General features: G+C 73.7%; 10 protein-coding genes. 3 read left to right on the top strand and 7 right to left on the bottom strand.

What is annotated here, in order from left to right:
* Positions 1-9: 9 nt before the first annotated feature.
* The 5 genes from LRS74_RS23420 to LRS74_RS23440 all read right to left on the bottom strand — a co-directional run bounded on the left by LRS74_RS23420 (position 10) and on the right by LRS74_RS23440 (position 6072).
* A complete protein-coding gene (locus tag LRS74_RS23420) occupies positions 10-1398 on the bottom strand; it encodes a methylaspartate mutase (RefSeq protein WP_277742858.1) in 1389 nt (462 codons plus the stop codon).
* Positions 1395-1883: a cobalamin-dependent protein gene (locus LRS74_RS23425; protein ID WP_277742859.1), complete on the bottom strand. Its 489-nt coding sequence runs from the start codon at positions 1881-1883 to the stop codon at positions 1395-1397. Before LRS74_RS23425 ends, LRS74_RS23420 begins: the two co-directional genes overlap by 4 nt.
* A 48-nt stretch (positions 1884-1931) precedes the next feature.
* On the bottom strand, positions 1932-3107 hold the full coding sequence (locus LRS74_RS23430) for a fatty acid desaturase (protein ID WP_277742860.1): 1176 nt from the start codon (positions 3105-3107) through the stop codon (positions 1932-1934).
* Positions 3108-3997: 890 nt separating this feature from the next.
* Positions 3998-5503: a helix-turn-helix transcriptional regulator gene (locus LRS74_RS23435; RefSeq protein WP_277742861.1), complete on the bottom strand. Its 1506-nt coding sequence runs from the start codon at positions 5501-5503 to the stop codon at positions 3998-4000.
* 275 nt (positions 5504-5778) lie between these two features.
* Complete coding sequence (locus LRS74_RS23440) at positions 5779-6072, bottom strand: helix-turn-helix domain-containing protein (RefSeq protein ID WP_277744891.1); 294 nt, start codon at positions 6070-6072, stop codon at positions 5779-5781.
* 295 nt (positions 6073-6367) lie between these two features.
* Here LRS74_RS23440 and LRS74_RS23445 point away from each other — a divergent pair, with 295 nt between their 5' ends.
* From LRS74_RS23445 to LRS74_RS23455, 3 genes are all read left to right on the top strand, one after another.
* Positions 6368-7810: an MFS transporter gene (locus tag LRS74_RS23445; protein ID WP_277742862.1), complete on the top strand. Its 1443-nt coding sequence runs from the start codon at positions 6368-6370 to the stop codon at positions 7808-7810.
* Between the two features lie 80 nt (positions 7811-7890).
* Positions 7891-8883, top strand: a complete 993-nt coding sequence (locus tag LRS74_RS23450; RefSeq protein ID WP_277742863.1) for a quinone oxidoreductase — start codon at positions 7891-7893, stop codon at positions 8881-8883.
* A 408-nt stretch (positions 8884-9291) separates the two neighbouring features.
* Positions 9292-10317 (top strand): GTPase Era, encoded by a 1026-nt coding sequence (locus LRS74_RS23455; protein ID WP_277742864.1) that lies wholly within the window; start codon positions 9292-9294, stop codon positions 10315-10317.
* A gap of 130 nt (positions 10318-10447) precedes the next feature.
* On the opposite strand, the gene LRS74_RS23460 is transcribed toward LRS74_RS23455, so the two are convergent.
* Positions 10448-10720 carry a protealysin inhibitor emfourin gene (locus LRS74_RS23460; RefSeq protein WP_144383647.1) on the bottom strand — a complete coding sequence of 91 codons (273 nt, stop codon included), beginning with the start codon at positions 10718-10720 and terminating at the stop codon, positions 10448-10450.
* A gap of 108 nt (positions 10721-10828) precedes the next feature.
* Positions 10829-11875, bottom strand: coding sequence for a M4 family metallopeptidase (locus tag LRS74_RS23465; protein ID WP_277742865.1), 1047 nt, complete (start codon positions 11873-11875; stop codon positions 10829-10831).
* Positions 11876-11938 lie beyond the last annotated feature (63 nt).

The raw sequence follows: 11938 nt of genomic DNA on the forward strand, positions 1-11938 counted from the left end.
CGGGGCGGGTCACCGCGCCGACCCGCCGTCTCCGGCTTCGCTGAACAGGTGGGGGAAGTAGTCGATGTCGAACCGCAGCGCCTGGAAGAGGTCGCCGCCGGGGGTGGCGCCCGGGGCGGCGCCGGGCCCGGCCGCCAACAGCCGCTGGTTGCGTGCCACGCTGGCCGGCGACAGCGGCAGCCGACCGTGCGAGTGGTAGCGGATCGCCCCGCTCGGGTCCCGCCGCGGGATGATCGCCGAGTGGGCGTGCCGGCTGGCGCTGAACGGGATGTCGAGGCGGCCCTCGGCGAACGCGGTGACGATGGCGCTGTGCAGCCGCGGGGCGGCCAGCACCGGCTCGACGATCTCCGCGACCTCCCGGCAGATCCACCGCTGCTCCTCGGACACCGCCTCCTCGTCGACCGTGACGAAGTCCAACAGCTGGGAGTTGGCGATGCCCGCCAGCCGCAGCCCGGCCACGTTGGCCGCCGCGTCCGGGATGCCGTGCGCCTCCTGGTACGTCTTGGTGATCATCTTGGAGGCGCCGCCGAGCCGGGCGGTCAACGCCCCGTAGAAGATCAGCTCCTCGGCGTGGTGCCGTTCCCTGGGGAAGACCCCCATGAACTCGTGGAGCACCGCGTGGGTGCGCACCCCTGCCGGCAGATAGCGGCCGGCCAGCTCGGGGATGGCGCGCAGCGCCGCCACGTCCTGGGCGAGATGGCCGCTCTGCGGATACGAGACGGAGACGCAGCGCACGCCCTCGGCCGTCGCCGCGACCGCCTCCAGCACGCTGATCGCCAGCGAGATCGACGGCGGCACGAGCACCGCGGTCAGCGTGCCGAACAGCTCCCGGTCCACCACGGTGCCCAGCCGCGCCAACTCGCCGCAGGCCGCGTCCACCTCGGCCCAGGCGGCCAGCGAGTGCGCCAGCGGCACGTCCTTGGAGTACGGCAGGTTGTACGAGATCCCGCCGCCCTCGAAGGAGGTGATGCCGGCGGCCACCGAGGTGGCGAACAGGGCGCGCGGGTCCGGCGAGCCATGTCGGATCTCCAGCGGCACCGACACGCTCTCGTTCAGCTCCCGGCCCCGCCGCCAGCCGTGGGTGACCAGCGGATAGCCGTTCAGCCCGAGCGGGTCGGCGCGCAGCGCCCGCTCGGCGTGCTCCCAGCGGAGCAGCCGGGTGTGCGCGTCGATGGTCAGGGTCAGGATGTCCGGGCGGCCCTCGCGTTCCAACTCGGCCAGGAGCGCCGCCATCTCCCGGTGGCCGCCGACGCCGCAGCGCGGCTGGAGCGCCACCCGGCCCGTCGCCTGCGCGAGGTCCAGCACCTCGGCGGCGGTCGGCTTGCCCAACCGGCCGATGTAGGCGACCGACTCCCGGAGGGAGGGCAGCTCTTCCGGCCCGGCCGGTGCGTCGGTCATCGGGCCGCGGCACCGGCCAGCGCGCGGACGGCGGCACCGGCGCCCGCCCCGACCGGGGTGACGGCGGGTCGCAGGGTGTCCAGCAGCGGGGTCAGCTGCGAAGGACTGTCCAGCACATGGTCGACGCCCAGCGCGTACAGCCGGTCGATCGCGGAATCCTGCTTGACGCTGCCGACCGAGAGGTTGCCGCCGACGATCACGGGGCAGCGGATCCGTCCCGCCCGCTTGGCGTCCGCCAGGTCGTGCAGATCCGCGTGGATCTGACCGTTGAGGCTGCCGATGATGACGGCCTCCGCCTCGGGGTGGCGCGCGCAGGCGTCCGCGAACTCGGCGACCGGGGTGCAGGTGCCCAGGTTGATGACGGTGAAGCCGTCGGCGCGCAGCGAGTGGGCGATCAGATGGTTGGCGACGGCGTGCGCGTCGCTGGCCGCGACGCCCAGGATCACCAGGCGTTCGGGGGAGTCGGGGGTGGCGGACATGGTCATCCTGCGGAACCTCTCTGGCGGTACGGAGGGGGTGGGCGAGGCCGGCCGTCAGTCGTCGAAGGCGGCGAACAGCTCGCGGCGGCTGACCGACCGGAGCCGGGCGATGTCGAACTCCTCGGAGTCGGCCACCGACAGCGAGTCGAAGACCCGGTTGATGGCGGCCACCAGGCCCCACTCCGCGGTGTACGGGGGCCAGCCGCGATGGCCGTCGGCGATGTCCTGCTGGCGCACGAAGACGTAGTCGTACCACTGGCGGCTGGCCGGATAGCGGTGGTGGTAGTCGTGCACCACGGTGTCCCCGGTGAGCACCAGGTAGCGGGTGGGGAAGTGCACCAGGGTCATGCGGAGCGTCCAGCGCGTCCAGGCGGCCGTCGCGCGCCCCGCCGAGAGCCCGGGCGCGGGGGCGGGTTCGCCGATGAAGATGGCGTTGGTGAGGCTGGCGAAGTACTCCTTGCCGCGCCGGACGGTGGCGTCGGGCGCCGGGAAGGTGTGCTTGACGCACAGCCGGAGGGTGTTGCTGATCTGGTAGAAGAAGATCAGCGGCAGAAACCAGACCACCAGCACCGGTACGACGAGACCGGTCCATACGGCGGCGACGGCGAGCGCTCCGTAGAGCAGGGGCGCCAGGACCTTCTCGGCGCGGGCGGAGTTCTTCCAGAAGGAGCGCACGCGCGCCACCGCGAAGGCCAGGTGGAAGCGCGGGGAGACCAGCTTGAGCAGCACCCTGCGCCACATCTGTCGACGCGTCATCCCGGGATGCAGGTCCAGGCTGACCAGGAACGCCTGCACGGTCGGGTCGCGCAGGGTCATGTGGTGCACGGCGTGGTGGTCGGCCACGTGCTCCTTGCTGTAGCGCTCGAAGTTCTGGATGACCAGCAGGCTGGAGACGGCGTAGCCGATGGCGGCGTCCAGTCGGCGGCGGCCGAACATGTTCCGGTGCGAGCACTGGTGATAGATCATCATGCGCAGGTTGCGCTGGCCGTGCAGGGTCATCGCCCAGCCGGGGACCAGGAGCGGCAGCCAGCCGCCGCCGAGCACGAGCGCGGAGCTGGAGAGCGCGATGCCGGCCAGCATGCTCAGGACGGCCGTTGTCAGGTGGAATCCGGGCGACAGGTTGACAGGACGCTGGCCCGCCAGCGGTTTGCCGGTCAGGAAGGTGAGGGGTAACTGGAGCGGGCCGGGTAAGACCCGCATGGACTCGCGTGTGGCATCCGCGGTCGACATGGACGCATTGCTGGCACTCATGGTGGGCGGGGGCCTTTTCTGCGTGGCGGCATGGCCGAAGGGGGTGTACAGGCAGAACCAGGTGCGGAGAGCAGGGGGCCGTACAGCGGTGAAACCGGCGGAGCGGGGTACGGAACAGGCGCGGGAGGTGGCGGGCCACTGCCAGCGGCACGGCGCTCTGGAGGCGCGACCTTGTGACGTGCCATCTGACTGGCGGGCGGTGCCAAGCTACTCAGGTCTGCCAGGGGCAGTCAAGCATTGGTCATATCAAGTCACGACTAGTCAGTTCGCGCGCACATGGGCTAGGCTATTTAGGACTGTTGAACGAACCTGTGTACGTCACACATGGTCCTGGACAGTGGGGGGAGTACCGGGATGCCGGAGGAGCGGGGCGTGACTGCGGCCGCGTTACGGCCGGGTGTCACCGCCGCGGCGCGAGGCGGTTCGGGAGGGCCGCGCCGGACGCCGCGGCAACGGCTTCCGCGAGGCGGGAAGGTGCCCCGTCGACCACCGCTCCGAGGATCCTCACCGAGACGACCCGCTCCCCGCCGACCGGCCTTGTGGCCCTCGGTGTCGCGGCAGCCGGTTTCGCGGCCGTCGGTGTCAGAGGAGCCGGCGCTTCGAGGCCGACCGGCCCGGTGCCTACCGCCCGTGCCGCGGGCGCCGAGGAGCGCCTCTTTCCCGAAGTCCCTTCAGGGTCGTCCCGTTCCGCGTGTGTCGCCCGCGGGAGGACGACCTCCGGCCGCCTCGTCCGGTGCGCGACGGCCTGGGTCCCGGATCGCCGGGCCGCGGCGGAGGCTCAGGCCCTGGGCGTGCGGCGCCCCGCGCCCCCGACGCCGGTGGGGTGCCCCGCGCCCCGGAGCTCCATGGCGCGTCCCACACTCGCGGAGTCAGTCGTGCGCGGCGGGGCTTTCCGGCCGCCTGCCGCTGCCCCCGCTCCCGTTGACACCTCTGACAACGCCGTCCCTGGCCGGGGGCCGGGGCCCGTCCAGCGGCGTCCCCGCCCACTGGGTCTCGTCCAGCCGGGTCGCGTCCAACAGCGCCCCCTCCAGCGGAGTCATGTCCGTCTCGCCGGTGAGGGTCCCCCCGCGCGGGGCGCCGATCCTCCGGTCGCCCTCCGTCTGGGCCCCGTCCAGCGCCGAGGCCAGCGACTTCCACGCCTCGGTGGCCAGGTCGAGGTACCCCGAGTCCTCCGCCTGCATGGCCACGGCCCGCATCTGCGTCCGCGCCTCGGCCTCGGAGCCGATCCGCAACAGGCAGCGGCTGCGCAGCAGCCGGTTGCGCAGACCGTCATGAAACGCGAGCAGTCCGGTCTCCTCGGCCTGGTCGGCCGCCGCGATCGCCGCACGGTAGTCGCGCTCGATCCACAGCAGCCAGGCCGTCAGGGACAGCAGTGCGGCGCTCTGACCGGGGCCGCCCACCAGATCGACCGCGCGGCGCGCCTCCTTGATCCAGCCCCGGACGTCGTCGGTGCGCCCACTGCGCAGCCGCAGCGCGCTGGCCGCCATTCGCAGCCGCGCCCAGGCCAGCAGGTCGTCCCGGCTGTCCAGGATGGCCAGGGCCTTGAGCATCAGCCGGTCGCTCTCCTCGGCCCGCCCCTGACGGCTGCGCACCCCGGCGCAGGTCCAGTAGATCTGGGCGGCCGTGCGGGGAGTGGTGGCGTCGGCCAGGGCCAGCAGCTCGGGCACCCGCTTGTCCGCGAGCCGCACCGCGCCCAGCTCGGTCTCGGCCGCGGCCACCGCCATCAGCGCGCGCGCCTGCTCGGGCGCTCCGGCTCCGCGGGCGGCCGCGACCGCCTGCTCGCCCGCCTCCAGAGCGGCCGGCAAATGGCCCAGGGCCCGCTCGTCGGCGGACAGGTCGGCCAGGATGCCGGCCCGGACCGCGGCCGCGTCCGGCCAGGTGGCGCTGGTGTCGAGCATGGTGCGCAGCACGCGGACCCGCGCGGGCAGCTCCTGCCGGCGGCCGTACGCCTCGGCCAGTGTCCACAGCAGATGCCAGTGCCAGCCGAACGGGACGGCCGCCTCCGCCTGGTCCAACTGCGGCTCCAGCAGCTCGATGACGCGGGCGGTGTCGCCGTCGCGCAGCGCGGTGGCCGCCTCGGCCAGCAGCAGGCTGCGGGCGGAGTGCGGATCGTCCGCTCCGCCGGGGCCCGCGCCGCCCGAGCCGGCTTCCGCCCCCTTCGACGGCGCGCAGGTCATCAGGGCCTCACTGGGCACGCCCAGCTTGTCCGCGAGGTAACCGAGGGCCGCGGGAGAGGGAAGGCGGTTGCCCATCTCGAGCCGTGAGATGTAGCTGGCGGACACCGGTCCACCGGCCAACTCCGTCTGCTTGATCCCGCGCTCCAGCCGCAGTTGCCTCAGCCGCTGACCGAACTCGGGCTGGTTGACCACCGTCATGGCAAGCCCATTACTTCCTTGGGGAGAAATCCGGACATGTTAAGACTTCTTGCTGCATTGGTCATGTCGCTCACGGTCCAGGCGGCGGCCCAGACCTGCGCTGTGCCGACCTTGACCGAGGATGAGCGATCGGGTGGCCGGTTCGTGGCCCGAGCGGTGTCGCGCCCGACGGGGCCGGGGAGCTCCACCGACCTGGAGTGGCCGTAGTCCGGGTGGTGGCGTCGACACCGCCCGTATGACAACGCTATGACACCGCCAGTCAACTGGCAAGCAACTCAGGGGCATCGGTATGTCGGCGCCGGCGGGCGCTCGGTGAGGACCAGGGTGAGCAGGCCGGGAAAGGCGGCGTCGAACTCCTCCCGGCGCAGCCGGTTGAGCCTCCGGGCGCCCACGTCGCGCTGTTCGAGCAGTCCGGCGTGGCGCAACACCGTGAAGTGGTGGCTGCGGGTGGCCTTGCTGACGCCCAGGTCGAAGGTGCCGCAGGCGCGGCTCCAGTCCGGACAGTCGGCCAGTTCCCGGATGATGGCGCGGCGCACCGGGTCACCCAGCGCGCCCAGCGCGTCCTGCAGCGTGGCCTGGGCCGGGTCGGTGTGGGTGAGGCGGCGGGCGCGCTGCGAGACGCGGGCGCGGGCGTCGCTCGGTGGGGGGTCGGCGGCCGGGAGGTGCTCGCACGGCCGTGCGTCCAGAGGGGAGTCGTCCAGAGAGCGTTCGTTCAGGGAGGAGTCGTCGGGAGAGGCGGCCGTACTTGACTCGGTGTCAGGAGAGCGGCTTTTATTCATCGTGATCGACCTCCATCGAACACTATAGACCGTGCGGGCGTCGCCGTGTCCGGCGTTCGCCCCGGAAGTGGATGCGAGTTGTCAGGTGAGTGAAGCCCTGGAGAGCGGTCCGGCGGCTCCGGCGCCGCGCGGTCGGGCGCCCTCGAAGGTACCGGAGCCCGCGAACCCGGGCGGCGGAACCGCCCTGGCGGCGGTCTGTCTCGGCTTCTTCATGGTGCTCATGGACGCCAGCGCGCTCAATGTCGCACTGCCGCGACTCCGCGCGGAACTCGGCGGCGGACTGGCCCCGTTGGAGTGGACGGTCAACAGCTACACCATCGCCATGGCGGCCTGCCTGCTCGGCGGCGGCGCACTCGCCGACCGGCTGGGCGCCCGTCGCCTCTTCGAACTGTCCCTGCTGCTCTTCGTCGCCGCCTCGGCCGCCTGCGCCGCCAGCCCCGGACTCGGCGCGCTGATCGCCGCGCGCACGGTGCAGGGCGTGGCGGCCGGCGGGCTGCTGCCCGCCTCGCTCGCGGTCATCGCGCACATGTACCCCGAACCCGCGCGGCGCGCCAAGGCGTTCACCATCTGGGGCGGTGTCAGCTCCCTCGCCCTGGTCATCGGCCCGGTGGCGGGCGGCGCCCTGACCGCGGCCGTCGGCTGGCGCGCCATCTTCCTCATCAACGTGCCCATCGGGCTGCTCGCCGTCGCCGGCTGCCGCCGGCGGCTGGCCCCCTCGCCGACCCGCGCGGTGCCCCTGGACCCCTGGGGCCAGCTGGCGGCCGCGGTGGTGGTCGGCTGCGGTATCGGGGCGCTGGTCGAGGGCGGCAGCCACGGCTGGTCCGCCCCGCTGCCGCTGACCCTGCTCGGCGCGGCGGCCCTGGCGGCCGTCGCCTTCGGGCTCGCCGAACGCGCGGCCCGCCACCCGGTGCTCCCGCTGGGCGTGCTGCGCCGGCCCGGGTTCGCGGCCGGACTGGGGCTCGGGGCGCTGTTCCAGTTCGGCGCCTACGGCGGCCAGTTCGCCCTCTCGCTCCATCTGCAACACCGCTGGGGGCTGGGCGCGCTGGGCGCCGGACTGGCCTTCGTACCGTTCGCGAGCTGCTGGGCCTTCGCGTCGTTCGTGCTGGCCCGCGCGGTGACCCGTACCGGCCCCCGGCTGTTGCTGATCGTCGGCTCCGCCGGGGCCGCCGCCGGCGCCCTCGCGCTGCTCCCGCTCTCCGGCGGTCGGGACTGGCCGCTCTTCACGGTCGGCAGCTGTCTGCTGGGACTCGGCGCCGGGCTGATGGGTCCCAGCCTGCCCACGGTGGTGCTGCGCTCGCTCCCCCCGGACCAGTCGGGGCTGGCCTCCGGCTCGCTGAACGCGCTGCGGCAGGTGGGCGGCGCGATCGGCGTGGCGCTCTTCGGACCGCTGCTGGACGGGCGGGGCGACGCCGGCCTCCGGGTGTGTCTGGCCCTGGTGGCCCTGGGATTCGCGGCGGCCGCGCTGGTGGTGCGCCACAGCATGCCGGCTGTGACCCGCGCGAGGCCCGCGGACATCCGAACGACCTGAGAACGCCGCGAACGTAGCGAACGCCACGTCATGCGAGAGACACGAGGAACACGAGAAACACCAGAGAGGGGAGGCGCCTGATGCGCGCTGTAGTGGTGGAGCGGGCCGGTGGCCCGGAGGTGCTGGTCCCGACGGAGCTGCCGGACCCGGTGCCCGGCCCGGGTGAGCTGCTGGTGCGGCTCGCGGTGGCCGGCGTCAACTACAAGGACGTCTACGAGCGCCAGGCCGGCAGCCGCGCGACGCCGCCCTTCGTCCCCGGCAGCGAGGGCGCCGGCACCGTCCTGGCGCTGGGCCCCGGAGCCGAGGGGTTCGCGGTCGGCGACCGGGTGGCGTGGTGGGCGGCACCCGGAAGCTATGCGGAACAGGTGATCGTCCCCGCCGCCGCGGCCGTACCGGTGCCGGAGGACATCACCGCGGCGGACGCGGCGGCCGTGCTGCTCCAGGGCCTCACCGCGCACTACCTCACCACCTCCGTCCACCCGGCGGCCAAGGGCGAGACCGCCCTGGTCCACTCGGCGGCCGGCGGCCTCGGCCGACACCTCACCCGGCTGCTCACCGCGCAGGGCGTACGGGTCCTGGCCACCGTCTCCGCCCCGGAGAAGGTCGAGGCGGCCCGCGCGGCCGGCGCCCAGGAGGTCCTCGTACGGGCCGAGGGCGGCGCGCTCGCCGACGGCGGTGAGCTGGCCGCCCGAGTCCGCGAGCTCACCGACGGTCGGGGTGTCGACGTGGTCTACGACGGCATCGGCCGCGACACCTTCGAGGCCGGCCTGGGCGCGGTGCGCCGACGCGGCCTCTTCGTCCTGGTCGGCTCCGCCTCCGGGCCCGCCCCCGCGCTCGACCCGCAGTCCCTGGCCTCCCGCGGCTCGCTCTTCCTCACCCGCCCCACCCTGGTCGACTACGCCACCGACCCCGACGAGCTGCGCTTCCGCGCGGCCGAGGTCTTCGACTGGCTCCGCGACGGCCGGTTGGAGCTCGCCGTCGGCGGCCGCTACCCCCTGGCGGAGGCCGCCCGTGCCCACGCCGACCTCCAGTCCCGCCGCACCACGGGCAAGCTGCTGCTGCTCCCGTCCTGAGGGAGCCCCGACGCGGCCGGCCCCGGCCCCGGGGCCCCTGCCGGCGGGGACGGGCCCGGGGCTCTCCCGGCGGGGACGGGGCCGGGGGCCCTGCCGGCGGGGACGGGGCCGGGGGCCCTGCCGGCGGGGACGGGCCGGGGCCCCTCCGGGCAGGGACGGGGCCGGGCGCCGGCCGCTCCCAGCCTGCACCGCCCCCGGGCGGGCGCCCCCTCCCGTTGGTCCCCCGGTCCGCCGCCCCTCCCGACCGCTCGGCCTGGAAGCCCACCGCCGGGCCTGGCCTGGCGCCCGGTCCCGGCCGCCCGCGACTCCCCGGTCCCGGCCGCCCGCGGCCCCCCGGCCCCGGCCGCTCCCGGCCTCGCTGCCCCGGGCTGGTCGGCGTAGTGCGGCGCATCGGGGACAATGAGCGGCATGAGCGATCGTTCCCCGTCCCCCGAGACCGCGCCGAAGACCACCCAGCAGCAGCCGGCCCCGCACCGCGCGGGCTTCGCCTGCTTCGTCGGCCGGCCCAACGCGGGCAAGTCCACCCTCACGAACGCTCTGGTCGGCACCAAGGTGGCCATCACCTCCAACCGGCCGCAGACCACCCGGCACACCGTGCGCGGCATCGTGCACCGCCCGGACGCCCAGCTGGTGCTCGTGGACACCCCCGGCCTGCACAAGCCGCGCACCCTGCTCGGCGAGCGGCTCAACGACGTGGTGCGCACCACCTGGGCCGAGGTCGACGTGATCGGCTTCTGTCTGCCCGCCGACCAGAAGATCGGCCCCGGCGACCGCTACATCGCCGCCGAGCTGGCCGGGATCAAGAAGACCCCCAAGGTCGCCATCGTCACCAAGACCGACCTGGTCGACTCCAAGCGGCTGGCCGAGCAGCTGATCGCGATCGACAAGCTGGGCCAGGACCTGGGCATCGTGTGGCAGGAGATCATCCCGGTCTCCGCGGTGGACGCGGACAAGCAGGGCGGCCGCGGCCCGGCGGTCGTGGGCGGTGGCGGACGCGGGGCCGGCCAGGTGGCGCTGCTCGCGGATCTGCTGGTGCCGCTGCTGCCGGAGAGCCCGCCGCTGTACCCGGAGGGCGACCTCACCGACGAGCCCGAGCAGGTGATGGTCGCGGAGCTGATCCGCGAGGCCGCGCTGGAGGGCGTGCGCGACGAGCTGCCGCACTCCATCGCCGTCGTGGTCGAGGAGATGCTGCCCCGCGAGGGCCGCCCGGCCGACCGCCCGCTGCTGGACATCCACGCCAACGTCTACATCGAGCGGCCCAGCCAGAAGGGCATCATCATCGGCCCCAAGGGCGCCCGCCTGAAGGAGGTCGGCACCAAGTCCCGCAAGCACATCGAGGCCCTGCTGGGCACCCCGGTCTTCCTGGACCTGCATGTGAAGGTCGCCAAGGACTGGCAGCGGGACCCCAAGCAGCTGCGCAAGCTCGGCTTCTGAGCGCCCTCCCGGGAGCGACCTCCGGGCGCGCTCCCGCGGGCGCCCTCCCGGGCGCCTTCCCTGGGCGCCAGGTCACGGGCCCCGGCGGGGCCCGGGACCGCCCTTCAGGCGACTCCCTCAGGCGACTCCCTCAGGCCCCTTCCCTGAGCACCGCGCGGACCAGCTCGCGCTGGGCGTCGCTCAGGTGCGGGTCGGCGCAGTGCGCGGTGCGCCCGTCGACCGTGATCTCGTAGGAGAAGCCGTCCGGCACCCCCCGGACCGCGGTGGCCTCGGCCGGGCTCGCCGACACGGCCTGGTGGGCCAGGGCCTCCAGGTGTCGGGCGTCGGGCCGGCCGGAGGTGTCCAGCTCGGCCCGGCGCTCGATGCCGGCGAAGCCGCCGGAGCGGATCACAGAGATGCGCATGGCTCCATCCTTACGACCCGCGGCCCGGAGTGCTACCCCGATCCGCCCCGGGCGCGTCGCCTCCCGGCGTGCCGTCCCGTGGGCGTGGCGCTCCGCGGTGGCCGCTCGCTACTGCGCCGGGACGCCGACCTGGCTCCACGCCTTGTCGACCGCCTCCAGCTCCGCACCCTCGCCGAAGCGGGCGCGGGCGGCGGCCACCGACAGCCGGGCGAAGTCCGCGAAGGTGGCGTCGGTGGACAGCTCGCCGCCGGTCAGCGTGTCGTACCAGATCCGGCCCGCCCGCTCCCAGGCGTTGCCGCCGAGGGCCGTGGCGACCAGGTAGAAGGCGTGGTTGGGGATGCCGGAGTTGATGTGCACACCGCCGTTGTCGCGGCTGGTCCTGACGTAGTCGTCCATGGTCGCGGGCTGCGGGTCCTTGCCGAGGACGTCGTCGTCGTAGGCGGTGCCCGGAGCCTTCAGCGAGCGCAGCGCCTCGCCGGTGACGCCGGGGGCCAGCAGCCCCGCGCCGATCAGCCAGTCGGCTTGGTCGGCGGTCTGACCGAGGGAGTACTGCTTGATCAGCGAGCCGAAGACGTCGGACATGGACTCGTTGAGCGCCCCGGACTGGCCCCAGTACTCCAGGTTGGCGGTGTACTGGGTGACACCGTGGGTCAGCTCGTGGCCGATGATGTCGATCGAGACGGTGAAGTCCAGGAAGATCTCGCCGTCGCCGTCCCCGAAGACCATCTGTTGGCCGTCCCAGAAGGCGTTCCCGTAGTCCTCGCCGAAGTGGACGCTGGCGTCCAGCGGCAGCCCGGAGTCGTCGATGGAGTGCCGGCCGTACGCCTTCAGGAACAGCTCGAAGGTGGCGCCGAGCCCGTCGTAGGCGCGGTTGACCGTGGTGTCGGCGGTGGCCTGGTCGCCCTCGCCGCGGACCTTCCTGCCCGGCAGCCGCTCGGCGCCCTGGGCGTCGTAGATGGTGCGGTTCGGCTTGTCGGAGGGGGCGCCGGTGGGCGCGGCCAGGGCGCGCACGGTGGTGATGCGGCGGCGGGTGCGCTGGAGGGCGTCGTGCTCCAGGGTGCGGCTGGCCTTGTCGGCGATCCGGGATTCGCCGTGGCGGGCGAGTTTGTCCAGGATGTGCGGTGGCACGATGGTGCAGAAGAGGGTTTCAGCCATGTCGGGCAATGTGGCAGCGCGTCATGGGCTTGTCACTACTTGGCGCAATGATTGATGAAATCG

It is taken from the genome of Streptomyces sp. LX-29, assembly GCF_029541745.1.
GTDB lineage: Bacteria > Actinomycetota > Actinomycetes > Streptomycetales > Streptomycetaceae > Streptomyces.

Bases quoted from the DNA above. Each gene is read 5' to 3' on its own strand.
- LRS74_RS23450 (WP_277742863.1), top strand. From the start codon at position 7,891: ATGCGCGCTGTAGTGGTGGAGCGGGCCGGTGGCCCGGAGGTGCTGGTC.
- LRS74_RS23455 (WP_277742864.1), top strand. From the start codon at position 9,292: ATGAGCGATCGTTCCCCGTCCCCCGAGACCGCGCCGAAGACCACCCAG.
- LRS74_RS23430 (WP_277742860.1), bottom strand. From the start codon at position 3,107: ATGTCGACCGCGGATGCCACACGCGAGTCCATGCGGGTCTTACCCGGC.
- LRS74_RS23425 (WP_277742859.1), bottom strand. From the start codon at position 1,883: ATGACCATGTCCGCCACCCCCGACTCCCCCGAACGCCTGGTGATCCTG.
- LRS74_RS23435 (WP_277742861.1), bottom strand. From the start codon at position 5,503: ATGACGGTGGTCAACCAGCCCGAGTTCGGTCAGCGGCTGAGGCAACTG.
- LRS74_RS23465 (WP_277742865.1), bottom strand. From the start codon at position 11,875: ATGGCTGAAACCCTCTTCTGCACCATCGTGCCACCGCACATCCTGGAC.
- LRS74_RS23420 (WP_277742858.1), bottom strand. From the start codon at position 1,398: ATGACCGACGCACCGGCCGGGCCGGAAGAGCTGCCCTCCCTCCGGGAG.
- LRS74_RS23460 (WP_144383647.1), bottom strand. From the start codon at position 10,720: ATGCGCATCTCTGTGATCCGCTCCGGCGGCTTCGCCGGCATCGAGCGC.